The 23,373-nt window shown below is 60.8% G+C and carries 24 protein-coding genes and 1 riboswitch; of the genes, 9 read left to right on the forward strand and 15 right to left on the reverse strand.

All coding sequences use genetic code 11. The annotated features are described in order from the left end of the window. The first annotated feature begins 87 nt into the window (after positions 1–87). On the forward strand, positions 88–840 hold the full coding sequence (locus tag FO014_RS03635) for an arylamine N-acetyltransferase family protein (RefSeq protein WP_160027851.1): 753 nt from the start codon (positions 88–90) through the stop codon (positions 838–840). Here FO014_RS03635 and dusC read toward each other — a convergent pair. Both dusC and rhlE read right to left on the reverse strand, forming a co-directional pair. Next, positions 830–1,777 (reverse strand): tRNA dihydrouridine(16) synthase DusC, encoded by a 948-nt coding sequence (gene dusC / locus FO014_RS03640; RefSeq protein WP_160027853.1) that lies wholly within the window; start codon positions 1,775–1,777, stop codon positions 830–832. The genes FO014_RS03635 and dusC overlap by 11 nt on opposite strands. A 120-nt stretch (positions 1,778–1,897) precedes the next feature. Next, complete coding sequence (gene rhlE / locus FO014_RS03645; RefSeq protein WP_160027855.1) at positions 1,898–3,265, reverse strand: ATP-dependent RNA helicase RhlE; 1,368 nt, start codon at positions 3,263–3,265, stop codon at positions 1,898–1,900. A 328-nt stretch (positions 3,266–3,593) separates the two neighbouring features. On the opposite strand from rhlE, the gene FO014_RS03650 reads away from it, so the two are divergent. The 6 genes from FO014_RS03650 (at position 3,594) to FO014_RS03675 (ending at position 9,717) form a co-directional block, all read left to right on the forward strand. Next, positions 3,594–4,301, forward strand: coding sequence for a transcriptional regulator (locus FO014_RS03650; RefSeq protein WP_160027857.1), 708 nt, complete (start codon positions 3,594–3,596; stop codon positions 4,299–4,301). Between the two features lie 12 nt (positions 4,302–4,313). Then, complete coding sequence (gene hlyD, locus FO014_RS03655; RefSeq protein ID WP_160027859.1) at positions 4,314–5,300, forward strand: secretion protein HlyD; 987 nt, start codon at positions 4,314–4,316, stop codon at positions 5,298–5,300. Positions 5,301–5,309: 9 nt separating this feature from the next. Continuing rightward, positions 5,310–7,043 carry an ATP-binding cassette domain-containing protein gene (locus tag FO014_RS03660; protein WP_160031345.1) on the forward strand — a complete coding sequence of 578 codons (1,734 nt, stop codon included), beginning with the start codon at positions 5,310–5,312 and terminating at the stop codon, positions 7,041–7,043. After that, positions 7,043–8,197, forward strand: coding sequence for an ABC transporter permease (locus FO014_RS03665; RefSeq protein WP_160027861.1), 1,155 nt, complete (start codon positions 7,043–7,045; stop codon positions 8,195–8,197). Before FO014_RS03660 ends, FO014_RS03665 begins: the two co-directional genes overlap by 1 nt. 9 nt (positions 8,198–8,206) lie before the next feature. Then, a complete protein-coding gene (locus FO014_RS03670) occupies positions 8,207–9,313 on the forward strand; it encodes an ABC transporter permease (protein WP_160027863.1) in 1,107 nt (368 codons plus the stop codon). Between the two features lie 74 nt (positions 9,314–9,387). Continuing rightward, on the forward strand, positions 9,388–9,717 hold the full coding sequence (locus tag FO014_RS03675) for a hypothetical protein (RefSeq protein WP_160027864.1): 330 nt from the start codon (positions 9,388–9,390) through the stop codon (positions 9,715–9,717). A gap of 37 nt (positions 9,718–9,754) precedes the next feature. Here FO014_RS03675 and FO014_RS03680 read toward each other — a convergent pair whose 3' ends face one another. From FO014_RS03680 to moaA, 7 genes are all read right to left on the reverse strand, one after another. Then, positions 9,755–10,198, reverse strand: coding sequence for a DUF2628 domain-containing protein (locus tag FO014_RS03680; protein ID WP_105230202.1), 444 nt, complete (start codon positions 10,196–10,198; stop codon positions 9,755–9,757). A 201-nt stretch (positions 10,199–10,399) separates the two neighbouring features. Beyond that, positions 10,400–11,110 (reverse strand): Bax inhibitor-1/YccA family protein, encoded by a 711-nt coding sequence (locus FO014_RS03685; RefSeq protein WP_015671410.1) that lies wholly within the window; start codon positions 11,108–11,110, stop codon positions 10,400–10,402. A 129-nt stretch (positions 11,111–11,239) separates the two neighbouring features. Then, entirely contained in the window at positions 11,240–11,692 is a 453-nt protein-coding gene (moaE, locus tag FO014_RS03690) for a molybdopterin synthase catalytic subunit MoaE (RefSeq protein ID WP_160027865.1), read from the reverse strand. 2 nt (positions 11,693–11,694) lie between these two features. After that, on the reverse strand, positions 11,695–11,940 hold the full coding sequence (gene moaD / locus FO014_RS03695) for a molybdopterin synthase sulfur carrier subunit (RefSeq protein ID WP_111737554.1): 246 nt from the start codon (positions 11,938–11,940) through the stop codon (positions 11,695–11,697). Beyond that, the gene (moaC, locus tag FO014_RS03700) at positions 11,937–12,416 is read right to left on the reverse strand and encodes a cyclic pyranopterin monophosphate synthase MoaC (protein WP_160027866.1); all 480 of its coding nucleotides are present in this window, start codon (positions 12,414–12,416) and stop codon (positions 11,937–11,939) included. The genes moaD and moaC overlap by 4 nt, the downstream gene beginning before the upstream one ends. Positions 12,417–12,420: 4 nt before the next feature. Further along, complete coding sequence (gene moaB, locus FO014_RS03705) at positions 12,421–12,933, reverse strand: molybdenum cofactor biosynthesis protein B (RefSeq protein WP_160027867.1); 513 nt, start codon at positions 12,931–12,933, stop codon at positions 12,421–12,423. 30 nt (positions 12,934–12,963) lie between these two features. Further along, positions 12,964–13,950 carry a GTP 3',8-cyclase MoaA gene (gene moaA, locus FO014_RS03710; RefSeq protein WP_201282912.1) on the reverse strand — a complete coding sequence of 329 codons (987 nt, stop codon included), beginning with the start codon at positions 13,948–13,950 and terminating at the stop codon, positions 12,964–12,966. Next, positions 13,937–14,075, reverse strand: a riboswitch (molybdenum cofactor riboswitch). It overlaps the preceding gene by 14 nt. A 417-nt stretch (positions 14,076–14,492) precedes the next feature. On the opposite strand from moaA, the gene yvcK reads away from it, so the two are divergent. Continuing rightward, a complete protein-coding gene (gene yvcK, locus FO014_RS03715; protein ID WP_160027868.1) occupies positions 14,493–15,410 on the forward strand; it encodes a uridine diphosphate-N-acetylglucosamine-binding protein YvcK in 918 nt (305 codons plus the stop codon). A gap of 3 nt (positions 15,411–15,413) precedes the next feature. Here yvcK and FO014_RS03720 read toward each other — a convergent pair whose 3' ends face one another. After that, positions 15,414–15,659 (reverse strand): VF530 family protein, encoded by a 246-nt coding sequence (locus FO014_RS03720; RefSeq protein ID WP_160027869.1) that lies wholly within the window; start codon positions 15,657–15,659, stop codon positions 15,414–15,416. Between the two features lie 111 nt (positions 15,660–15,770). Then, positions 15,771–17,783 carry an excinuclease ABC subunit UvrB gene (uvrB, locus tag FO014_RS03725; protein ID WP_160027870.1) on the reverse strand — a complete coding sequence of 671 codons (2,013 nt, stop codon included), beginning with the start codon at positions 17,781–17,783 and terminating at the stop codon, positions 15,771–15,773. 1,160 nt (positions 17,784–18,943) lie between these two features. On the opposite strand from uvrB, the gene FO014_RS03730 reads away from it, so the two are divergent. Beyond that, positions 18,944–19,654 carry an ATP-binding cassette domain-containing protein gene (locus tag FO014_RS03730; protein ID WP_160027871.1) on the forward strand — a complete coding sequence of 237 codons (711 nt, stop codon included), beginning with the start codon at positions 18,944–18,946 and terminating at the stop codon, positions 19,652–19,654. A 32-nt stretch (positions 19,655–19,686) separates the two neighbouring features. Here FO014_RS03730 and bioD read toward each other — a convergent pair whose 3' ends face one another. Genes bioD through bioB form a run of 4 tightly spaced genes read right to left on the reverse strand, consistent with a single transcriptional unit; the run spans position 19,687 to position 23,294 of the window. Beyond that, the gene (gene bioD, locus FO014_RS03735) at positions 19,687–20,361 is read right to left on the reverse strand and encodes a dethiobiotin synthase (RefSeq protein WP_160027872.1); all 675 of its coding nucleotides are present in this window, start codon (positions 20,359–20,361) and stop codon (positions 19,687–19,689) included. Further along, on the reverse strand, positions 20,354–21,121 hold the full coding sequence (bioC, locus tag FO014_RS03740) for a malonyl-ACP O-methyltransferase BioC (protein WP_160027873.1): 768 nt from the start codon (positions 21,119–21,121) through the stop codon (positions 20,354–20,356). Before bioC ends, bioD begins: the two co-directional genes overlap by 8 nt. Then, positions 21,105–22,256 carry an 8-amino-7-oxononanoate synthase gene (gene bioF, locus FO014_RS03745; RefSeq protein WP_160027874.1) on the reverse strand — a complete coding sequence of 384 codons (1,152 nt, stop codon included), beginning with the start codon at positions 22,254–22,256 and terminating at the stop codon, positions 21,105–21,107. The genes bioC and bioF overlap by 17 nt, the downstream gene beginning before the upstream one ends. Further along, entirely contained in the window at positions 22,257–23,294 is a 1,038-nt protein-coding gene (bioB, locus tag FO014_RS03750) for a biotin synthase BioB (RefSeq protein ID WP_111737557.1), read from the reverse strand. It abuts the gene before it with no gap. Positions 23,295–23,373: the final 79 nt, after the last annotated feature.

A 23,373-nucleotide genomic window follows, 5' to 3' on the forward strand; every position in this document is an offset into this window, starting at 1 on the left:
TTTCCCACTCACCGCACGTATTGATTCCCGACGGGGAATAAAGCCCGCTATGTTGTGGCTATCGGCCCCTTTTCTGCGAGCGCAACCGTGGATATTCAACGCTACCTGCAACACATCGCCTTTGACGCCACGCCGCGTGTGGATCTGGACACGCTGCAACGCCTGCACCACGGCCATATGCTGGCGGTGCCGTTTGAAAATCTGAGTATTATTTACCATCAGGGCATCGACCTGCGCGAACAGGCGCTGTTCGACAAGGTGATCAACCGCCGGCGCGGCGGCTTCTGCTATGAACTGAACCGGCTGTTCGCCGCGTTGCTGCGGCAGCTCGGTTTTACGGTGACGGCGGTTGCCGGTGAGGTGCGCGCCCGCGACGGCCAGTTCGGCCCGCCGTTTGACCATCTGGCGCTGATCGTCACGCTGGACCGACCCTATCTGGTGGACGTCGGCTTCGGCGACGCCTTTCTGACGCCGCTGACCCTGGATGATACGCCGCAGCCGCAGGCCAGCGGCACCTTTCATCTGGAGCAGGAAGGCGACTATTTTTATCTGGAGCGGCGTAACGGCGATCGCAACTCACATGCCAAAACGCTGTATCGCTTTACGCTGCAGCCGCGCGCGTTCGACGAGTTTGACGCCATGTGCCACTACCACAGCCATTCGCCGCAGTCGGGATTTACCCAGCGGCTTATCTGCTCCCGCCCCACCGCCAACGGGCGCATTACGCTGAGCGATAACAAACTGATTATTACCGCCGACCATCAGCGTACGGAAAGCACGCTGCATGACGAACAGCAGCGGCGCGCGGCGCTGCTGCGTCACTTCGCCATCAGGCTATAGCGGCTGCGCAGGCGGCAATCGCCTGCGCAATCTCCCCGGAACTCTTCAGCGCACGCACCTGGGCGAACAGATCGCCGGCTTCGGCGTACTCTTTCCGCAGGTAGCCCAGCCACTGTTTGATGCGCGCCACGTGGTACAGGCCGGTATCGCCCTGCTTTTCCAACTGCACATATTTTTGCAGCAGCTGCACCACCTGCGGCCAGGGCATCGGCGGCTCGTTATATTTCACCACCCGGCTCAGGTTGGGGATGTTCAGCGCGCCGCGCCCCAGCATCACCGCATCGCAGCCGGTGGTTGTCATACAGCGGCGGGCGCTGGCGTAATCCCAGATTTCACCGTTGGCAATCACCGGGATATTCAGGCGGCGGCGGATTTCGCCGATGGCCGTCCAGTTAATGCGTTCGGCTTTATAGCCGTCCTCTTTGGTGCGACCGTGCACCACCAGTTCGCTGGCGCCGGCCTGCTGCACCGCATCGGCGATCTCCAGGCTGTGCTGCGGCGTGTCCCAGCCCAGGCGCACCTTTACCGTTACCGGCAGTTCGGCCGGCACGGCGGCGCGCATCGCTTTGGCGCCCCGGTAGATCAGTTCCGGGTCTTTCAGCAGCGTCGCGCCGCCGCCGCTGCCGTTGACGGTTTTCGACGGGCAGCCGCAGTTGAGATCGACGCCGTAGGAGCCCAGCGCCACCGCGCGGGCGGCGTTTTCCGCCAGCCACTGCGGGTGCTGCCCCAGCAGCTGGATGCGCACCAGCGTGCCGGAGGGAGTGCGGCTGGCGTGGCGCAGCTCCGGGCAGAGACGGTAAAACGACTTGACCGGCAGCAGTTGGTCGACCACGCGCAAAAACTCGGTGATGCACAGATCGTAATCGTTCACTTCGGTCAGCAGTTCACGCACCAACGAGTCGAGAACCCCCTCCATCGGCGCCAGTAAAACGCGCATTATTCAACCACCCTGCAAAAAAAGACCAGACATAATACGAGTGCCGCCCGGCGCAGACAAGCCTTTGCCGGCACAAAAAAGCCGCCGATAAACGGCGGCCTGATGCATGCTGCGGGCGGTTTACTCCGCCGGTCGACTGCGGCGCGGACGACGGGCCGGCGCGTCACTGCGCGGTTTGCCTTCGCCCTGTGGACGGGCGCGCTGGGCGCCGTTGCCGCGGTTGTCTCGCTGACCGCCGCCGTTGGCCGCGCGCTGTCCGCCGCCGTTACCGTTGCCGCGTCCCGGGTTGCCGTTGCCACGGCCGCCGCGCTGCTGGCGGCCGTTGATGATCGGTTCCGCCTTGATAGTCGGATCCGGCTCATAACCCGGCAGGGCGATGCGCGGAATTTCGCGCTTCAGCAGGCGTTCGATATCGCGCAGCAGTTTATGTTCGTCGACGCACACCAGCGATATCGCCTCGCCGGTGCGTTCCGCACGGCCGGTACGGCCAATACGGTGCACGTAGTCTTCCGGCACGTTCGGCAGCTCATAGTTCACCACGTGCGGCAGTTGGTCGATATCCAGACCACGCGCCGCGATATCGGTCGCCACCAGCACGCGAATACGGCCGTCTTTAAAATCAGCCAGCGCCCGGGTACGTGCGCCCTGGCTTTTGTTGCCGTGGATCGCGGCGGCGGTGATGCCGTCTTTATTCAACTGTTCGGCCAGATGGTTGGCGCCGTGTTTGGTGCGGGTAAACACCAGCACCTGACGCCAGTCGCCTTCGCCGATCATCTGCGACAGCAGTTCCCGCTTGCGCTTCTTGTCGACAAAGTGAACGTGCTGCGTCACCTGCTCGGAGGCGGTGTTGCGGCGCGCCACTTCCACCGACGCCGGGTTGTGCAGCAGTTTGCCGGCCAGCGCCTTGATATCGTCGGAGAAGGTGGCGGAAAACAGCAGGTTCTGACGCTTCGCCGGCAGCTTGGCCAGCACGCGGCGAATATCGTGAATAAAGCCCATATCCAGCATGCGGTCGGCTTCGTCCAGCACCAGGATTTCCACGTTGGACAGGTCAACGGCGTTCTGATGTTCCAGATCCAGCAGACGGCCCGGCGTGGCGATCAGAATATCCACCCCGCCGCGCAATTTCATCATCTGCGGGTTGATGCTGACGCCGCCGAACACCACCAGCGAGCGCAGGCGCAGGTGCTGGCTGTAGGCGCGGACGTTCTCGCCGATTTGCGCCGCCAGTTCACGAGTCGGCGTCAGGATCAGCGCGCGCACCGGACGGCGGCCTTTCACCGCGCTCGGTTTGCTGCTCAGCAGCTGCAGCAACGGCAGGGTAAAGCCGGCGGTTTTGCCGGTGCCGGTCTGGGCGCTGGCCATCAGGTCGCGTCCTTCCAGCACTACTGGGATCGCCTGACGTTGAATCGGCGTAGGTTCGCGATAGCCCTGTTCTTCAACGGCACGCAGGATTTCGGCATTCAAGCCGAGGGTTTCAAATGACATAGTAGAGAAAAGCTCCAGCTCCCCCTAACCTAAACAAATGTTCGGTGCAGTTTCCCGGGAGGATGATCAGACGGGGCATAGGGACAGCGGCATTATCGCTCGCATATCCCCGGCATACCACGAGGGATTGGCACAAACTGCAAGTGCACCAGGCGGGCGATTGTAACAGATGTCGAACAAGAAAAGGTAAATTTCGCCAGGCAGCGCACATTATGCCGCTAATCGGCTGATTCACCCGAAAATATTCGCCGCGCTTTTCGCTTGCATTTTGTCCGCCCAGGTCTAAAGTTAATCAAATGATTGATTAACTTTTGCGGGTAGCGTGCCTATGTCTTCTGCAGGAAATCATCACCCACGCGGCGAACAGGCGCGGCAGCAGCTGATTGCCGCCGCGATAGAAGTCTTCGGCGAATACGGTCTGCAGGGCGCCACCACCCGCGCCATCGCCCAGCGCGCCGGGCAGAATATCGCCGCCATCACCTACTATTTCAACTCCAAAGAAGGCCTGTATCTGGCGGTCGCCCAGTGGATCGCCGACTTTATTCAGCAGACCTTTCAACCGCTGGCGGACGAAATTGACCGCCTGTGGCTGCTGCCGGCCGAACAGCGCCGTCCCGAACTGTACCTGCAGCATCTGAAACGCGGCCTGTTGGCCTTCAGCGAGCTGATGACCCAGACCCACACGCTCAACCTCAGCAAAATCATGTCGCGTGAGCAGCTCTCCCCCACCGACGCCTATCCGCTGATTCACCAGCAGGTAGTGGCGCCGCTGCACGGTAAGCTGAGCCAACTGCTGGCGGCCTACACCGGCCTGGAAGCCGGTTCCACCAAAGTGATTTTGCACACCCATGCGCTGCTCGGCGAAGTGCTGTCGTTTCGCGTGGCGCGGGAAACCATCCGCCGGCAAGCCGGCTGGCGGCAGATCGGCGTGCAAGAGGCAAAGCAGGTCGCCGCCGTGCTGGCGGAACATATTGATTTACTGGTTAACGGCCTGCGCCAGCGTTATGGCAACGGCCCCGACGTTTTACCGTTATAGGCAGGGAGAGATATGAACAAGCAACGCGTTACCCTGGTGGTGGTCGTAGCAATAGTGATCGCCGCCGTGGCGGCCGGCATCTGGTATTACGAACAGCGGCAGGCGAAGCCGCTGACCCTCTACGGCAATGTCGATATCCGCACCGTGAATCTGGGGTTCCGCGTCAGCGGCCGGCTGGCGTCGCTGACGGTTGACGAAGGGGATACCGTCAAGCCGGGCCAGCTGCTCGGCAAACTCGACGACGGCCCGTATCAGAACGCCCTGCTGCAGGCGCAGGCCAACGTCGGCAGCGCGCAGGCCAAGCTGGCGCTGCTGCAGGCCGGCTATCGTGATGAGGAGATCGCCCAGGTGCGCTCCGAAGTGGCGCAGAAACTGTCAGCGTTCAACTACGCCAACAGTTTTTTACAGCGTCAGCAAGGGCTGTGGGCGAAAAAGGCCACCTCCGCCGATGCACTGGAAGATGCGCGCACCGCCCGCAATCAGGCGCAGGCCAATCTGCAGGCGGCGAAAGATAAACTGTCGCAATACCTGAGCGGCAACCGACCGCAGGAGATTGAACAGGCCAAAGCAGAACTGGCGCAGGCCAGCGCGGCGCTGGCCCAGTCCAAACTGGACCTGCAGGACACCCAACTCACCACGCCGTCGGCGGGCACCATCCTGACCCGCGCGGTGGAGCCCGGCACCATGCTGAGCGCCAGCAGTACGGTATTTACCCTGTCGCTGACCCAGCCGGTCTGGGTGCGCGCCTACGTCAGCGAAACCGACCTCGGCAAGGCGGTGCCGGGCAGCGAGATGACGCTGTATACCGACAGCCGGCCGGGCAAACCGTACCACGGCAAGGTCGGTTTTGTGTCGCCGACCGCCGAGTTCACGCCGAAAAGCGTGGAAACCACCGATTTACGCACCGATCTGGTGTATCGCCTGCGGGTGATCGTCAGCGACCCAGATGACGCGCTGCGTCAGGGCATGCCGGTCACCCTGCATTTTTCTCAACCTTAGGGAAAAATGATGGAACAGGGCCACACCATTGATCTTGAGGGCTTGGAAAAACGCTTTCCCGATCTGGAAAAACCGGCGGTCGCCAGCCTGACGACCCAACTGCGCAGCGGCGCGGTTACCGGGCTGGTCGGTCCGGACGGCGCGGGGAAAACCACCCTGCTGCGCATGCTGGCCGGGCTGCTGAAGCCAAGCGCCGGCACGCTGCGGGTCGCCGGTCTGGATCCGATCGCTGACGATCGCCGGCTGCACGCCATTCTGGGCTATATGCCGCAGAAGTTTGGCCTGTATGAAGATCTGACCGTGATGGAAAACCTGACGCTGTATGCCGATCTGCGCGGCGTCACCGGCGAAGCGCGTCGCACCACTTTTCAGCGCCTGCTTGAATTTACCGATCTCACCCGCTTTACCGGCCGGCTGGCCGGCAAACTGTCCGGCGGGATGAAGCAGAAGCTGGGGCTGGCCTGTACGCTGATCGGCGAACCGCAGGTGCTGCTGCTGGACGAGCCGGGCGTCGGGGTCGATCCCATTTCACGCCGTGAGCTGTGGCGCATGGTGCACGAACTGGCCAACGACGGCATGCTGATCCTGTGGAGCACCTCCTACCTCGACGAAGCCGAACAGTGCCGTGAAGTGCTGCTGCTGAACGAAGGCCAGTTGCTGTTCAGCGGCGCGCCGCAGACGCTGACCCGGCGCATGGCAGGGCGCAGCATTTTGCTGGCAGCGCCGGCCGGCAGTCACCGCGCGCTGCTGCAACAGGCGATCTGTCTGCCGACGGTAACCGACGGCGTGATCCAGGGCAAATACCTGCGGCTGATCCTGAAACCGGACGCCGATCATCAGCAGGTGCTGCAGGATCTTAATATTTCCGACGTCACGCTGAGCGAAGCGGAACCGCGCTTTGAGGATGCGTTTATCGATCTGCTCGGCGGCGGGCCGAACAGCAAATCCGCGCTGGCGGCGATTATGCCGTCCGTCAGCGGCGACAGCACGGAAACCGTGATTGAAGCGCAGAACCTGACGAAAAAGTTCGGCGACTTCGCCGCCACCGATCATGTGGACTTTCAGGTGAAGCGCGGCGAGATTTTCGGCCTGCTCGGCCCCAACGGCGCCGGCAAATCCACCACCTTCAAAATGATGTGCGGCCTGCTGGTGCCGAGCGACGGTAAGGCGCTGGTGCTGGGGATGGATCTGAAAACCAGCTCCGGCAAGGCGCGTCAGCATCTGGGCTACATGGCGCAGAAGTTTTCGCTGTACGGCAACCTGACGGTGGCGCAGAACCTTAAGTTTTTCTCCGGCGTGTATGGCCTGAGCGGTAAAAAACAGCGGCAGAAAATGGCGGAAATGTCCGCCGCCTTTAACTTCGCCCCTATCATCAATCAGGCGCCGGATGCGCTGCCGCTCGGCTTCAAACAGCGGCTGGCGCTGGCCTGCGCGCTGATGCATGAGCCGGACATTCTGTTTCTTGATGAACCCACCTCCGGCGTCGACCCGCTGACCCGCCGCGAATTCTGGCTGCATATCAACGGCATGGTGGACAAGGGCGTGACGGTGATGGTGACCACCCACTTTATGGACGAGGCGGAATACTGCGATCGCATCGGGCTGGTGTATCGCGGCAAAATCATCGCCGCCGGCACGCCGGATGATTTGAAGCAGCAGGTTGCCAGCGAGCAAAACCCCAACCCGTCAATGGAACAGGCGTTTATCGAACTGGTGCAGCGTTACGACCGGGAGGAGCAGTGATGAACGATAATCCGGCTATCGGCAGCGACAGCGCCTTCTCCTGGCGCCGGGTGCGCGCCCTGTGTCTGAAAGAGACGCGGCAGATCCTGCGCGATCCCAGCAGTTGGCTGATCGCGTTTCTGATCCCGCTGCTGCTGCTGTTTATCTTCGGCTACGGCATCAACCTGGATTCCAGCAAGCTGCGCCTCGGCATTCTGGTGGAGCAACAGAGCGAAGAAGCGCGCGATCTGGTCAACGCCTTTGCCGGATCGCCCTATATCGATCCGACCATCAGCGATAACCGCCAGGCGCTGATCGGCAAGATGCAGGCCGGCGAGATCCGCGGCCTGGTGGTGATCCCGGTCGATTTCGCCCGGCGTATGGCGCGGCCGTTCGACAGCGCGCCGATCCAGGTGATCACCGACGGCAGCGAACCGAACACCGCCAACTTCGTACAGGGTTATACCCAGGGCGTATGGCAGATCTGGCAGCAGCAGCGCGCCGAAGATCGCGGGCGCGACGACAAACCGCTGATTGAGGTGCAGATGCGCTACTGGTTCAACCCGGCGGCCATCAGCCAGCACTTTATTATCCCCGGCGCCATTACCATCATTATGACGGTGATCGGCGCCATCCTCACCTCGCTGGTGGTGGCGCGCGAGTGGGAGCGCGGCACCATGGAGGCCCTGCTGTCGACGCAGGTGACGCGCAGCGAGCTGCTGCTCTCCAAACTGGTGCCCTACTATGTCCTCGGCATGCTCGCCATGCTGCTGTGCATGGTGGTGGCGGTGTGGGTGTTCGGCGTGCCCTACCGCGGCTCGCTGCTGCTGCTGTTTGTCATCAGCAGCCTGTTTCTCATCAGCACGTTGGGCATGGGGCTGCTGATCTCCACCATCGCGCGTAATCAGTTCAACGCCGCGATGGTGGCGTTGAACGCCGCCTTTCTGCCGTCCATCATGCTGTCCGGCTTTATCTTTCAGATCGACAGCATGCCGGCGGTGGTGCGCGCCGTCACCTATATCATTCCTGCACGCTATTTCGTCAGCACGCTGAAAACGCTGTTTCTGGCGGGCAATATCGGCAGCATGCTGCTGATCAATCTGCTGTTTTTAATCGCCTCCGCCGTGCTGTTTATCGGGCTGACCGCCTGGAAAACCCAGCGACGTCTGGACTAGGAGCCTGAGATGTTTCATCGCCTTTGGACACTGATTGTCAAAGAGATGCAGTCGCTGCTGCGCGACCCGCAAACCCGCGCCATTCTGGTGCTGCCGGTTATCTTGCAGGTGCTGTTGTTTCCGTTTGCCGCCACGCTGGAGGTGACCAACGCCACTATCGCGGTGTACAGCGAAGATAATGGCCAGGCCTCGGTTGAACTGACCCAGCGCTTCGCCAAGGCCAAGGCCTTTACCCACGTGCTGATGCTGCGCAGCCCGCAGGAGATCCGCCACGCCATCGACAATCAGCACGCGCTGCTGCTGATCCGCTTTCCGGCGCAGTTTTCACGCGATATCGCTAACGGCAACAGCGCACCGCTGCAGCTGATTCTCGACGGGCGCAACTCCAACAGCGCGCAGATCGCCGCCAACTATGTGCAGCAGATCGTGCAGGACTATCAGCAGGAGCTGCTGAACGGACGGCAAAAACCCAACAACAGCGAGCTGGTGGTGCGCAACTGGTATAACACCAACCTGGATTACAAATGGTTTGTCGTGCCGTCGCTGATTGCGATGATCACCACCGTCGGCGTGATGATCGTCACCTCGCTGTCGGTGGCGCGGGAACGCGAGCAGGGCACGCTGGAGCAGCTGCTGGTTTCGCCGCTCACCACCTGGCAAATCTTTATCGGCAAGGCGGTGCCGGCGCTGATCGTCGCCACCTTTCAGGCCTCGATCGTGCTGCTGATCGGCATCTTTATGTACCAGATCCCGTTTGCCGGTTCGCTGCTGCTGTTCTATTTCACCATGCTGGTGTACGGCCTGTCGCTGGTGGGATTCGGGCTGCTGATTTCAGCGCTGTGCGCCACCCAGCAGCAGGCGTTTATCGGCGTGTTTGTGTTTATGATGCCGGCCATCTTGCTGTCGGGTTACGTGTCGCCGGTGGAAAATATGCCGGTCTGGCTGCAGAACCTGACCTGGGCCAATCCGATCCGCCACTTTACCGACATCACCAAGCAGATTTACCTGAAAGACGCCAGCTTTGACATTATCTGGGGCAGCCTGTGGCCGCTGCTGGTGATTACCGCCACCACCGGCAGCGCCGCCTACGCCATGTTCCGGCGGAAAATCGCCTGACGGCTGGCGGGACGGCCCGTCACCGTCTAGGCTACGTGGGAGTTTTTATCTTTATCGCCAAAGGAGAGCGCGATTTGTCTCAGGAAACTGCCGTCAAGGTCAAGAATAACGAATTCGATAATATGGTCCGCTTTGCCTTTCGGCTGACCGGGGTCAATATACTGATTCTGGCTGCGGTCGGTCTGATCGGCCTGCTGCAGCCGGAAGAGATGACCGCCTGGCTGGCCTTGGTGGTGCTGGGTCTGATAGGCATCAACCTGTTCGCCAACCTGATAGTGTTTTACCTGTCGCTGGTCGGGCTGTTCAAATCGACGCTGAAATGGCGTGCGGCGCTGGCGTTGTTGTTTTCGCTGGTGCTGTTTGCGCTGTATCTGTTAATCATCGCAGTCACGATGGCAGGATAAACCCAAGAGGCCGCGAACACGGCCTCTTTTGTCTGCTTTACCCTTCGCGACGGGCGGCAATTTTCGCCGCTGAACGCTTGCTGAAGCCTTCAAACGGGTTCCAGCCCTGGATCCCCCGCACTTCCTTCAGGTAATAGGCATAGTTGGCCACCGTAGCGCAAAGACCGGCATAGCAAATATTCAACGCACGGTAGACCGAATCATAATGGCCGCCGTTCGCATACTCCACCATGGCGACAATCACGTTCAGCACACCAGCACCAACGAACAGCACCAGCCCCTTTTTCCACAGCCCCAGAATACACATATAGATAATGCCGAAGAAAAAGGCGAAGAAATTAAATATGTACTTCATGCGCCCAAAGAAGCTAATTTCTTTAATTTTCTTGCGGTATTCCGGGGAGGTAATATCGCCGCCGACGCTATCAAAAAAATCAAAACGCGCCCGCCACTTAGGGCTAAGCTCTTTATCCTGACTCATAAAATCCTCTTTCTATCATCACAAAATTTAATGATTACCATCCTGTAGCGCGATTATTCAACGCAATGACATAAGTAATGTCAATGTATTATTAATTATTCGTTTATATTATGTAACGCGGATGGGCGTAAAAAAGCCCTGTTGCCAGGGCTTTATGCAGAAAGACAGATAGCTCGCGATGGCCGCCGGCCATCCGGTGCGTTAGCGGCGGTTGCCGAAGATACGCAGCAGCATCAGGAACAGGTTGATGAAGTCCAGATACAGCGTCAGCGCCCCGACGATGGCGTACTTGCGGAAGCTGTCTTTATCATCAGCGTTCAGCTGTTCGCCCATCGCCTTCAGCTTCTGGGTGTCATACGCCGTCAGTCCGACAAACACCACCACGCCGATATAGGTGATCGCCCACATCAGCGCGCTGCTCTTCAGCCAGATATTCACCAGTGACGCCAGCACGATGCCGATCAGCGCCATAAACAGCATGCTGCCGAAACCGCTGAGGTCGCGTTTGGTGGTGTAACCGTACAGGCTCATCGCGCCGAACATCCCGGCGGTCACCACAAAGGTGCTGGCGATCGAGGTGTAGGTATAGGCGATAAAGATGCTGGACAGCGTCAGCCCGGTCAGCGCCGAATAGAGCATAAACAGCGAGGTCGCCACCGCGCCGCTCAGCCGGTTCACCATGCCGGAAATGACAAAGACCAGCGCCAGCTGGGCGATAATCAGACCAAAGAAGGTAATCTGGCTGGAGAAGATGAAGTTGAGAATCGCCGGCGTGTTGGCCGCATACCAGGAGACGAAGGCGGTCAGCAGCAGGCCGCAGGTCATCCAGCCGTATACCTGCGCCATATAGGCCTGAATGCCGCTGCCGGCGCGTTCGACGATCGAACCATTGGAGCGTGGATATCGGTCCATGACGGTTACCTTTTACTTGTGAAACAACTGTACGAGGGCTATTCCCCCCACCTGTAATAAGCGTATCACAGAATATCGGTGGCGGCCGTGAGCAAAAGTGTGGATTTATTGCCGCCGTTTACCGTTGATTTACCAACGTTTTGCCGCCTGCTGGTCGCTGTCGCGCGCCTCAACCCAGCGCTCACCCTGCTCGGTGGCTTCACGCTTCCAGAACGGCGCGCGGGTCTTCAGGTAGTCCATGATAAATTCGGCGGCCTCAAAGGCCATGCTGCGGTGGGCGCTGGTGACGCCGACAAACACGATCTCATCACCGGGGAACATTTCACCGATGCGGTGGATCACGCTGACCCGCTGCAGCGGCCAGCGCTCGCGCGCCGCCGCGACGATCTCCGCCAGCGCCTTTTCGGTCATGCCGGGATAGTGCTCCAGCGTCAGGGCGCTGACGTTGTCGCCCAGATTGTGATTGCGCACCTTGCCGGTAAAGGTCACCACCGCGCCGTCATCATCACACTGCGCCAGCCAGGCATACTCCTCGCCGACGTTAAATAGCGCGCGCTGGACGCGAATACGACTGTTGTCCACCCTCAGCCTCCGGTTACCGGCGGGAAGAACGCCACTTCATCGCCGGCGCTCAGCGGGTGTTCCGCCGCCACCAGCGACTGGTTCACCGCCATCAGCAAATTGTCGGCCGCCAGCGCCAGCGCCCAGCGATCGCCGCGCAGACACAGCGCCTGACGCAGCGACTCGACGGTGGCGAACTCCGCCGGCAGACGCAGCTTATCAGTGCCGACCAGCTCCCGCACCTGAGCAAAAAACAGAATATCAATCATGATGCCGCCTCAAAGTCGCCGGATTTGCCGCCGCTTTTCGCCAGCAGCCGCACCGGGCCAATGACCATATCTTTCTGCACCGCCTTGCACATGTCGTAGATGGTCAGCGCCGCAACCGACGCCGCGGTCAGCGCTTCCATCTCGACGCCGGTTTTGCCGGTCAGGCGGCAGCAGGTTTCAATCCGCACCCGGTTATGCTGCGGCTGCGCCTCCAGCGTGACCTCCACCTTGCTGAGCATCAGCGGGTGGCACAGCGGGATCAGCTCCCAGGTGCGTTTGGCTGCCTGAATGCCGGCGATGCGCGCGGTGGCGAACACGTCCCCTTTGTGGTGACGGCCTTCGACGATCATCGCCAGCGTCGCCGCCTGCATCTCGACAAAGGCTTCGGCGCGCGCTTCACGCACCGTTTCCGCCTTGGTGGAGACGTCCACCATATGGGCTTCGCCGGCGGCGTTAATGTGGGTTAACTGACTCATGGCGTTATTTCTTTAAATGGGGTTGGAAGTTGCAGGGACGGTTACGCGCGTCCAGCTGCGATTCAATAATACGCTCCCAGGCGGTGCGGCAGGCGCGGGTCGAGCCCGGCATGGCGAAAATCACCGTCTGGTTGGCGATGCCGGCCACGGCGCGCGACTGAATGGTGGCGGTGCCAATCTCTTCGTAAGACACCATGCGGAACAGTTCGCCGAAGCCTTCCACCTGGCGGTCAAACAGCGGCGTCAGCGCCTCCGGCGTGTTGTCGCGCGCGGTAAAACCGGTGCCGCCGGTGATCAGCACCGCCTGCACCTCGTCGCTGGCGATCCAGGCCGAAACCTGCGCACGGATCTGGTAGATATTGTCTTTGACCAGCGCGCGATCGACCACCTGATGCCCGGCCTCCTGCGCCGCCTGCTGCAGATAGTCGCCGGAGGTATCCTCCGCGGCGCTGCGGCTGTCGGAAACGGTCAGAACGGCGATACGCGCCGCAAGAAATTCACTGCTGGCATGACTCATAGAGGATGCTCCCTGAAGATACGGCCGGACTCAGCCGCCGATAAACGACAGATTCTGCGTAATGCCGCTGTCGCCCTGGTGCAGAAAATGCGTCTGCTTCTTACTGAGCAGGCCGCTCTGGATGCGCTGTTTAAGCATCTCCAGCTGGCGATCCTCCGCCAGCAGGTCGCGCAGCGGGATGCCCTGCTCGCCGAACAGGCACAGGTGCAGATTGCCGATGGCGGAAACCCGCAGTCGGTTGCAGCTGGCGCAGAAATCCTTCTCATACGGCATAATCAGGCCGATTTCTCCCTGATAGTCCGCATGGCGGAACACCTGCGCCGGGCCGTCGCTGCGGCCGCGCGGCTGACGCTGCCAGCCCTGCTGTTCAAGCTGCCGGCGGATCACCTCGCCGGAAACGTGGCGCTGGCGAAACAGCTCGCCGCCCTCGCCGGTTTCCATCAGTTCAATAAAACGCAGTTGGATCGGCCGCGGTTTAATCCAGGCCAGGAAAGTATTCAGCTGCTGGTGATTGACGTCGCGCATCAGCACCGCGTTCACCTTCACCTTGTCATAGCCGGCCTCGAAGGCGGCGTCGATGCCCGCCATCACCTGACGGAACTTGTCCTGACCGGTAATGGCGTGAAACTGGCGCGCATCCAGGCTGTCGACGCTGACGTTGATCGCCGTCAGGCCGGCGTCGCGCCAGCGCGCCACGTCGCGCGCCATCCGGTAGCCGTTGGTGGTGACCGCCAGTTGACGGATCGCCGGGTTTTCCCGCACGGCGGCAATGATCTCGGTAAAGTCGCGGCGCAGCGAGGGCTCGCCGCCGGTCAGGCGCACCTTTTCAGTGCCCAGTTCGGCAAACGCACGGCTGACGCGGCGGATTTCATCCAGCGACAGGAAGGTTTTGGGGCTGACGCTCGGCTGGTAGCCGTCCGGCAGGCAGTACGTGCAACGGAAGTTGCACACGTCGGTAATCGACAGGCGCAGGTAATAGAACTTGCGCTCAAAAGCATCGGTAAGTTGGGGCACCATAACACCTTTCCAAATACGGGAGATGCGGACATTTCTATCTCGCACCCTGGTGGCTGACTTCGCCACGGCCCGGGCGCCATATCGCAAAACGACGTAGGCGCAGGGGCTAGGAGTTGTGATCTCAACGCGAATTGCCGCAGCAACCGCAATGAAACCGTGGTTTTCAGCAAAATTCTAGCGCTAAACGCGGCGAATAGCCAACGCGCCGTTTCGCTATGTAATTGTGTATATAGCGCTTTTAGGCTATTTAACACCGTGCGCCTATCATAACCGCCGCTCAGCCAGCGAAATTGACTAAAATCACCCGAATCACACTCTTTTTCGCCTTTTTCACTCAGATCCGCTACTTTATGCCGATTATCTGTCCGTTATATATATCCTGAATAATTCGAGTTACAGGCAGGTGGCATCCCGATGCGCTTACTCAGGTCAGTGATGCGGGGGACTGCGCGCAGCCAACACGCCGGTAGCTTAAAATATGATGGGTATAAAAAATTAATATTACCTGCGGCGTCCACATAACGTCGGGGATAAGGAATGTTATGCGTAATCGTACCCTGGCCGATCTGGACCGCGTCGTCGCATTAGGCGGCGGTCACGGCCTTGGCCGCGTGATGTCATCGCTTTCTTCTCTGGGGTCGCGTCTGACCGGCATCGTCACCACCACCGACAACGGCGGCTCCACCGGCCGCATCCGCCGCTCGGAAGGCGGTATCGCCTGGGGCGATACCCGCAACTGCCTCAACCAGCTGATTACCGAGCCCAGCGTCGCGTCGGCGATGTTTGAATACCGCTTCAGCGGCAACGGCGAACTGGCCGGCCATAACCTGGGCAATCTGATGCTGAAGGCGCTGGATCACCTCAGCGTACGCCCGCTGGAGGCGATCAATCTGATCCGCAATCTGCTGAAGGTGGATGCGGCGCTGATCCCGATGTCGGAGCAGCCGGTGGATCTGATGGCGCACGATCACGAGGGCAACCACGTTTACGGTGAGGTAAACGTCGATCAGCTCACCGATATGCCGCAGGAGCTGATGTTGTCGCCGCACGTCCATGCCACCCGCGAGGCCCTTGACGCCATTGCGCAGGCGGATCTTATTCTGATTGGTCCGGGCAGTTTTCTGACCAGTCTGATGCCGCTGCTGCTGCTTGAGGATCTGGCCCGTGCCCTGCGCCGCAGCAGCGCCAGCATGGTCTATATCGACAACCTGGGCAAAGAGTTGAGCGTCGCCGCCGCCTCGCTGTCGTTGCGCGACAAGCTGGCGCTGATGGAGGCGAAAATCGGCCGCGTGATGGTCGACGCGCTGATCGTCGGCCCGCAGACCGAGACGCAATCGGTGCAGGATCGTCTGGTGATTCAGCAGAATCTGGAGGCCAGCGATATCCCTTACCGCCACGATCGCCAACTGTTGCGCCAGGCAATCGACCAAGCGCTGAGCCAGCTGGCGGCACGGCGTTAGCGGTCAGTCTTTCCCCTGATACCAAGGATTATCGCTGACCATATGGATATACAGCTCCTCCACCTGCGTGCGCGCCCACGGCGTGCGGCGTAAAAACTTCAGGCTGGATTTGATGCTGGGATCGTTGCTGAAGCAGTTGATGCGGATGCGGTCGGCCAGCTCTTCCCAGCCGTAGTATTCCACCAGTTTGTTCAGCAGCTGCTCCAGCGTAATGCCGTGCAGCGGATCTTTGGAATTGTGTGCGCTCATAGCGGTTGCTCGATATCTGTCGCCGGGTCAATGGGCCGCACACCATAATCAGCTTTGCCGGGCGCGACAAGGATTTTCATCGCCGGCCGCCACGGGCCGGCAATGCCTGCGTCAGGAGATGGCGATAAACTGCTCGCGCAGCTGATGGATTTCATCACGTAACGCCGCCGCCTGTTCAAACTCCAGGTTTTGCGCGTGGGTGTACATTTGTGCTTCCAGATCGCGGATTTTCTGCTCCAGCGCTTTCGGCGTAAGCTGCTGATACTGCGCCGCGCTCTCCGCCGCCTTGCCCTTCCCTTTGCCTTTGCCGCGCGACGACGGCTGGCCCAGCTGCAGAATATCGCCAATCTTCTTGTTCAGCCCCTGCGGCACAATGCCGTTGGCTTCGTTATACGCCTGCTGCTTGGCGCGGCGGCGTTCGGTTTCGCCGATCGCCTTCGCCATCGAGTCGGTGATCCTGTCGCCGTACAAAATGGCCTTGCCGTTCAGGTTACGCGCGGCGCGGCCGATGGTCTGAATCAGCGAGCGCTCGGAACGCAGGAAGCCCTCTTTATCGGCGTCCAGAATCGCCACCAGCGAGACCTCCGGCATATCCAGCCCTTCCCGCAGCAGGTTGATGCCGACCAGCACGTCAAACTCGCCCAGGCGTAAATCGCGGATGATTTCGACACGCTCGACGGTGTCGATATCCGAGTGCAGATAGCGCACCCGCTCGCCGTGCTCTTCCAGGTATTCGGTCAGATCCTCCGCCATGCGTTTGGTCAGCGTGGTGACCAGCACCCGCTCATTGATCGCCACGCGCTTGCGGATCTCGGATAAGAGATCGTCAACCTGCGTGGCCACCGGCCGCACTTCGACGATCGGATCCAGCAGGCCGGTCGGACGCACCACCTGATCGATCACGTCGCCGCCGGATTTTTCCAACTCGTATTTGCCCGGCGTGGCCGATACGTAGATCGACTGCGGCGCCTGAGCCTCAAATTCCTCAAAGCGCATCGGCCGGTTGTCCAGCGCCGACGGCAACCGGAAGCCGTACTCCACCAGCGTCTCCTTGCGCGAGCGGTCGCCTTTGAACATCGCGCCAATCTGCGGCACGGTGACGTGCGATTCGTCCACCACCAGCAGGCCGTCGGCCGGCAGGTAGTCAAACAGCGTCGGCGGCGGCTCGCCCGGCTGGCGGCCGGAGAGATAGCGCGAGTAGTTTTCAATGCCCGAGCAGTAGCCCAGCTCGTTCATCATCTCCAGATCGAACTGGGTGCGCTGCGACAGCCGTTGCTCTTCCAGCAGTTTGTTGTTGGCCAGCAGCACCTTGCGCCGCTCCGCCAGGTCGACACGGATCTCCTCCATCGCCTGCAGGATGCGCTCGCGCGGCGTCACGTAGTGCGACTTCGGGTAGATGGTAAAACGCGGCACCACTCGGTCCACCTGGCCGGTGAGCGGGTCGAACAGCGACAGGCGCTCCACCTCATCGTCAAACAGCTCGACGCGCAGCGCCAGCTCGTCGGACTCTGCCGGGAAGATATCAATCACCTCGCCGCGCACCCGGAAGGTGGCGCGCTGGAACGCCTGATCGTTGCGCGTGTACTGCAGCTCAGCCAGCCGGCGCAGGATCGAGCGCTGGTCGATCAACATGCCCTGGGTCAGGTGCAGCATCATCTTGAGATACAGATCCGGATCGCCCAGGCCGTAGATCGCCGACACCGAGGCCACCACCACCACGTCGCGCCGCTCCAGCAGCGCCTTAGTGGCGGAAAGACGCATCTGCTCGATATGTTCGTTAACCGAGGCGTCTTTTTCAATAAAGGTGTCGGAGCTGGGCACGTAGGCTTCCGGCTGATAATAGTCGTAGTAGGAGACAAAATACTCCACCGCATTCTCCGGGAAGAACTCTTTCATCTCACCGTACAGCTGCGCCGCCAGCGTTTTGTTCGGCGCCAGCACCATCGTCGGCCGGTTGAGATCGGCAATCACGTTGGCGATGGTGAAGGTTTTCCCCGAGCCGGTCACCCCCAGCAGCGTCTGGTGCGCCAGCCCGTCCTCCAGCCCCTCTTCCAGCTTGCGGATCGCTTCCGGCTGGTCGCCGGCCGGTTTGAAGTCTGAATGCAGTTTGAATAATTTGCTCATAGATACCCAAAGTCATTGGCGTTGCGGCAAGAAGACAGATGCGAGCGGCGTCGGCAAATCGGGTTGCGTGTGGCTACGTTGCAGAACGCCGCGTCGGCACGCCGGGCAGCCAATAAGTATGGAAAGCCGCGGCGTTTTTCGCCAGCCCCTATGATACTGGATATAAAACCAGCTTCAAGCGGATTCGTGGCATCGCCGCCGGGGGAATTAACGCCGTTGCACCGTCAAGATTACGCTTCGGTGACATTTTTATTGTCAATAACAGATTTATCCCCAGATCGCGCGACAAATTAACTTCTTGATAGCAGGATGGTGAAAAATCACACATACGACATTAAGCGCTTACACTACGTCTTGATTTTAGTTAATTTGTTGATATAAAGGTATTTTAATAAAAAGACGAGAATCCGGACAATGGGAACAGAAGCCGCGTCCGCTCTCGCTTCCCGCCGCTTTTCTAAATCTAATACACAAGGTTATCCACAGGAATAGTGGATAACTCACACCACCCCGCCAGCCACGGGAGTTACAGAAAAAACACTTTTTGCCCTTGAAACGATCCCAAATCGCTTTTTTAGTTATTTTTTGACACTTTTATAGCTTTGTTTATACCTATAAAGACTAACAGCCCCCATTGCCAACAACGCATTCGACCCGATCGCCGGGTGATGCCGCCGATAACCCCAACGCTATTGCACCATTAGATTTCGCCGCGGCACCGCCGTAGTGCAAAAAATGTCCACTTTAACCTTTGCCGCCATTTTATCCAGACGGGACAGGCCCGCCGCAGCGCGGGAAACGCTTAACATGACGATAACAATTATGCCTTTTCACGCCGGAGGAAAAAATTGGCCCGGGAGTTGCTATCTGAAATAACGGCCGGCCGATAAGGCCAGTCACCGGCCGGGAACATCGGGCCAACCGGCCTGCCGACTTCACGCAGTCCGGCCAACAGTAACGACAAACGGGGATAACAGCACAATAGAACGCTGAAAAACGCCCTTTTTGCCTGACTCCGGCGCCGTTTTGCCGCGTTTCGGGCGGCATTTTGTTCTGAACGTTAAAACACTCGGGAAAGCAAGCGTCAGTCGCGCAGGGCAAAGCCACAACTGTTGCCCTGATGGCATGAGTGAACAACCGACCGGTAAGGAGAATGCCGTATGTTGAGCCTGCGTTCAGTCAATCAATTTTATGGACAGAGCCACACCCTGTGGGATATCAATCTGGAGCTGCCGCGCGGCCAGTGCACCGCCTTGCTGGGGCGCAAGGGGGTCGGTAAAACCACGCTGCTTAACTGTATTGTCGGCCATCTGCCGGTAGTCAGCGGCAGCATGACCTGGCAACGCGCCGACGAAGCGCCGAAAAACCTGCTGCCGCAGGCGGTGGAGCAGCGCGCGGCGCTGGGCATCGCCTATGTGCCGCAGGGGCAGCAGATCTTCTCGCAGCTCAGCGTCGAGGAAAACTTGCAGGTGGCGCTGTTGGCCGGCAAACCGTCGCCGCAGCGTATCCCGCCGCTGATTTACCAGCTGTTTCCCACGCTGGCGGCGATGCGCCTGCGGCGCGCCGGCGATTTATCCGTAGGGGAACAGCAGCAGTTGGCGATCTCGCGCGCGCTGGTGCGGGAGCCGGAGCTGCTGATTCTGGATGAGCCGACCGCCGGCATGCGTCCGTCGATCGTCAGTGAGATTGGCGGCGCCGTACAGCGGCTGAATCGGGAATGGGGCATGACCATTTTACTGGTGGAACACCGCCTGACGCTGATCCGCCGTCTGGCCGATCGCTTTTTTCTGCTGGATCAGGGGCGCAACGTGGCGAACGGCACGCTGGCGCAGTTGGATGACGCTCTGATTGACGCCTATCTGACGGTATGATGCGATGGCGCGGGCGCATGGCCCGCCGCCGTTTACAATAATGACAGATCCAGATAGTGGCCCAGCGGCTGCTGCGCAATGCCTGCCAGATGGGGAATTTCCCCCAGCATCGGCGCCGGCAACAGGCGGCGCAGCGTCGCCAGATACTCCTGATGACGCCTGCCCGGCGGCGCGATATCGTTGGCGATCCAGCCGGCCAGCGGCAGCCCCGCCTGACGGACCGCCTGCGCGGTCAGCAGCGCATGGTTGATGCAGCCCAGTTTCATCCCCACCACCAGAATCACCGGCAGCTGCTCGCCCACCACCCAGTCGGCGAAGCTCTGCGTCGCCGACAGCGGCGTAAACCAGCCGCCCGCGCCTTCCACCAGCAGCCAGTCGGCGCACTGCTCCAGCCGCCGCAGCCCGGATGACATCACCGTAAATTCAATCGGCTGGCGCAGATCGGCGCTGACGATATGCGGCGACGTCGGTTCGGCAAAGGTGTAAGGATTCACTTCCTCGTAGGAGAGCGCCACGCCGCTGTGGCGCTGCAACGCCAGCGCATCCTCGTTACGCAGCCCCTGCGGCGTCATCTCGCTGCCGGACGCCACCGGTTTATAACCGGCGCTGCGGTAGCCCGCCAGGTTTGCCGCCTGCAGCAGCGCGCTGCTGGCGATGGTTTTACCCACTTCGGTATCGGTGCCGGTCACAAACCAACGTTTAATCACAATAAATCACTCCATAAACCACATGATAACTGAGCGGCAATTCGCCGCGTTGACGCGGGTAAGCCGCCTGCAGCGCCGTCAGACGGCGGCGCGACAGCAGCCCCGCATCACGTCCCTGATGCAGATGAGTGGCGCCGATGCCTTTTAATGAGCGCATCAGCGTCATCACATCCGGGTAATGCAGCGTCTGCCAGCACGCTTCCATACGGTGACGATACGGCGCGCAGGCGGTCTCAATCTGCGCGAGCGGCAGGAAATCATTCACATGGCGCTCGCCGTCGACCTGCTGCCAGGCATCCCCCAGCTGATGCAGCGACCCCTGCGCCAGGGTGGAAAACAGCACCAGCCCGCCGGGCCGCGTCACGCGGCGCAGTTCCGCCAGACCGCGCGCCAAATCGCTGCACCACTGCACCGCCAGGCTGCTGAAGCTGAGATCGACCGCCGCATCCGGCAGCGGGATATGCTCGATATCTCCCAGCAGATAGTGCTGCGCCGCCTGCTGGCTGCGGGCAAACGCCAGCATGCCCGGCGCCAGATCCAGCGCCGTCACCTGTCTGCCCAGTTCCCGCCAGCGGCGGCTGAAATAGCCAGTGCCGCACCCGGCGTCCAGCACCTGCCGCGCCGGATGCGTAGCGCCGATACCCAGTAAGCGCTCGCCAACCTCGCGCTGCAGCACCGCCGCGGCGTCATAGCTGTCCGCCGCGCGGCTGAAGGCGGAGGCGACCGCCTGTTTGTTAACCGCGTCATTCACTGACGGCATGCAGCACCTCCAATAACCGATCGATATCCTGCGCCTGATGCGCCGCGGTCAGCGTAATCCGCAAACGCGCCCCGCCCGGCGGCACCGTCGGCGGACGAATGGCGCTGACCCACAGCCCCTGCTCGCGCAAGCGCTGCGCCAGCGTCAATGCCCGCTGATTGTCCCCCACCAGCAGCGGCTGAATCGCGGTCTGCGAATCGCTCAGCGTCAGCGGCAGGTCGGCCGCGCCGCGGCGGAAACGCGCAATATGCTGCTGCAGCCGGCTGCGCAGCGCATCGCCCTGCTGCACGCAGCGCAGCGCCGCCTGCAGCGCGCAGGCCTGCGCCGGCGGCATCGCCGTGCTGTAAATCAGATGACGGGCGAACTGCAGCAGATATTCGGCCAGCGGCTCATCGCACAGGATGGCCGCACCGCTGACGCCGAACGCCTTGCCAAATGTCACCACCAGCGCTTCCGGCCGCACCCCCTGCTGCCAGCAGCTGCCGCGCCCCTGTTCGCCGTGGACGCCGATGCCGTGCGCATCGTCCACCATCAGCCAGGCGCCGGCCTGTCGGCTCAGCTGCTGCAGCTGCGCCAGCGGCGCGCTGTCGCCGTCCATGCTGAATACGCCTTCCGTCACCACCAACTGCTGGCCGCCGCAGGGTTTGGCCAGTAAATCAGCCAGCGCCGCCGGCTGATTATGGCGAAAACGCCGCAGCTGCGCCGGTGAGTGAGCGGCCGCTTCCAACAGCGAGGCATGGCTGAGTTTGTCCGCCAGAATGCGGTCATCCGCCTGCATCAGCGCCGCCAGCAGCGCCTGATTGGCGGCGTAGCCGGAGATAAACAGCAGCGCGCGCGGATAACCGAGCCACTGCGCCAGCTGCTGCTCCAGCTGCTGATGCGCCTCGCAAAAGCCGGTAACGTGGCCGGAACCGCCGCTGCCGACGCCGTACTGCCGCGCCCCCTGCTGCCAGGCGTCGAGCACCGCCGGATGCCGGCTCAGCCCCAGATAGTCATTGCCGGAAAAATTAAGGTAGCGCTGCTGATGCAGCTGGATATGGCGGCCGTTACCGCCCTGGTTAACCTGACGCGATCGATAAGCGGCGCTCGCGCGCCGCTCGGTTAACGCCTGCTCAATGCGTTGCTGCCAGCTCATTCAGGGCGCCGCGTTGTAAAACTCGGCGTTATCCGCCGTCAGCAGCTGCTGCGCCAGCACCTGCTGCTGCTGGTTGTCGCCGTGTTCGGTCGCGGTCTGCTCCGGGTTCAGCCCCAGCTTGCGGAACAGCAGCAGATCCTTGTCTTCTTCCGGGTTCGGCGTGGTCAGCAGCTTGCAGCCGTAGAAAATAGAGTTGGCGCCGGCCATAAAGCACATCGCCTGCGTCTGCTCATTCATCTGCTCACGCCCGGCGGACAGGCGTACGTATGAGCGCGGCATCATAATGCGCGCCACCGCGATGGTGCGGATAAAGTCGAACGGATCGACGTCTTCGTTATCCGCCAGCGGCGTTCCCTTGACCTTGACCAGCATGTTGATCGGCACGCTCTCCGGCGGCTTCGGCAGATTAGCCAGCTGTACCAGCAGGCCGGCGCGGTCGCGCACCGTCTCCCCCAGGCCGACGATGCCGCCGGAGCACACTTTAATCCCGGCGTCGCGCACGTTGTCCAGCGTATCCAGACGCTCCTGATAGCTGCGGGTGGTGATGATATTGCCGTAGAATTCCGGCGAGGTGTCCAGGTTGTGGTTGTAGTAATCCAGCCCCGCTTCCGCCAGACGCCCGGCCTGAGATTCGTCCAATGTGCCCAGCGTCATGCAGGTTTCCAGCCCCATTGCCTTCACGCCCTGCACCATCTGTTGCAGATACGGCATATCGCGCTCATGCGGGTTTTTCCACGCCGCGCCCATGCAAAAACGCGTTGAGCCGGCGGCTTTCGCCTTGCGCGCCGAATCCAGCACCTGCTCTACCTGCATCAGGCGCTCCGCTTCCAGCCCGGTTTTATAACGCGAGCTTTGCGGGCAGTATTTACAGTCTTCCGGGCAGGCGCCGGTTTTAATCGACAACAGCGTACTGACCTGCACCTGACGCGGGTCAAAGTGCCGGCGGTGTACGGTTTGCGCTTCAAACAGCAGCTCAAGCAGCGGCTTCTCAAACAGGGCTTGGGCTTGCCCCACTGTCCAGTGAATACGGTCGGCCATCACGGCGTCTCCAAAGCAAAAAAAGTGTCGTCAGTTTAGATATTGTGGATATACTGTCAACCATTCTGTAATTGATTTG

This window comes from Serratia rhizosphaerae, from assembly GCF_009817885.1.
In the GTDB taxonomy this organism is placed as follows: Bacteria; Pseudomonadota; Gammaproteobacteria; order Enterobacterales; family Enterobacteriaceae; genus Serratia_B; species Serratia_B rhizosphaerae.

Excerpts from the sequence above, each read along its gene's own strand:
- dusC (WP_160027853.1), bottom strand. The coding sequence starts at position 1,777 with ATGCGCGTTTTACTGGCGCCGATGGAGGGGGTTCTCGACTCGTTGGTG.
- rhlE (WP_160027855.1), bottom strand. The coding sequence starts at position 3,265 with ATGTCATTTGAAACCCTCGGCTTGAATGCCGAAATCCTGCGTGCCGTT.
- FO014_RS03650 (WP_160027857.1), top strand. The coding sequence starts at position 3,594 with ATGTCTTCTGCAGGAAATCATCACCCACGCGGCGAACAGGCGCGGCAG.
- hlyD (WP_160027859.1), top strand. The coding sequence starts at position 4,314 with ATGAACAAGCAACGCGTTACCCTGGTGGTGGTCGTAGCAATAGTGATC.
- FO014_RS03660 (WP_160031345.1), top strand. The coding sequence starts at position 5,310 with ATGGAACAGGGCCACACCATTGATCTTGAGGGCTTGGAAAAACGCTTT.
- FO014_RS03665 (WP_160027861.1), top strand. The coding sequence starts at position 7,043 with ATGAACGATAATCCGGCTATCGGCAGCGACAGCGCCTTCTCCTGGCGC.
- FO014_RS03670 (WP_160027863.1), top strand. The coding sequence starts at position 8,207 with ATGTTTCATCGCCTTTGGACACTGATTGTCAAAGAGATGCAGTCGCTG.
- FO014_RS03680 (WP_105230202.1), bottom strand. The coding sequence starts at position 10,198 with ATGAGTCAGGATAAAGAGCTTAGCCCTAAGTGGCGGGCGCGTTTTGAT.
- FO014_RS03685 (WP_015671410.1), bottom strand. The coding sequence starts at position 11,110 with ATGGACCGATATCCACGCTCCAATGGTTCGATCGTCGAACGCGCCGGC.
- moaD (WP_111737554.1), bottom strand. The coding sequence starts at position 11,940 with ATGATTGATATTCTGTTTTTTGCTCAGGTGCGGGAGCTGGTCGGCACT.
- moaC (WP_160027866.1), bottom strand. The coding sequence starts at position 12,416 with ATGAGTCAGTTAACCCACATTAACGCCGCCGGCGAAGCCCATATGGTG.
- moaB (WP_160027867.1), bottom strand. The coding sequence starts at position 12,933 with ATGAGTCATGCCAGCAGTGAATTTCTTGCGGCGCGTATCGCCGTTCTG.
- moaA (WP_201282912.1), bottom strand. The coding sequence starts at position 13,950 with ATGGTGCCCCAACTTACCGATGCTTTTGAGCGCAAGTTCTATTACCTG.
- yvcK (WP_160027868.1), top strand. The coding sequence starts at position 14,493 with ATGCGTAATCGTACCCTGGCCGATCTGGACCGCGTCGTCGCATTAGGC.
- FO014_RS03720 (WP_160027869.1), bottom strand. The coding sequence starts at position 15,659 with ATGAGCGCACACAATTCCAAAGATCCGCTGCACGGCATTACGCTGGAG.
- uvrB (WP_160027870.1), bottom strand. The coding sequence starts at position 17,783 with ATGAGCAAATTATTCAAACTGCATTCAGACTTCAAACCGGCCGGCGAC.
- FO014_RS03730 (WP_160027871.1), top strand. The coding sequence starts at position 18,944 with ATGTTGAGCCTGCGTTCAGTCAATCAATTTTATGGACAGAGCCACACC.
- bioC (WP_160027873.1), bottom strand. The coding sequence starts at position 21,121 with ATGCCGTCAGTGAATGACGCGGTTAACAAACAGGCGGTCGCCTCCGCC.
- bioF (WP_160027874.1), bottom strand. The coding sequence starts at position 22,256 with ATGAGCTGGCAGCAACGCATTGAGCAGGCGTTAACCGAGCGGCGCGCG.
- bioB (WP_111737557.1), bottom strand. The coding sequence starts at position 23,294 with ATGGCCGACCGTATTCACTGGACAGTGGGGCAAGCCCAAGCCCTGTTT.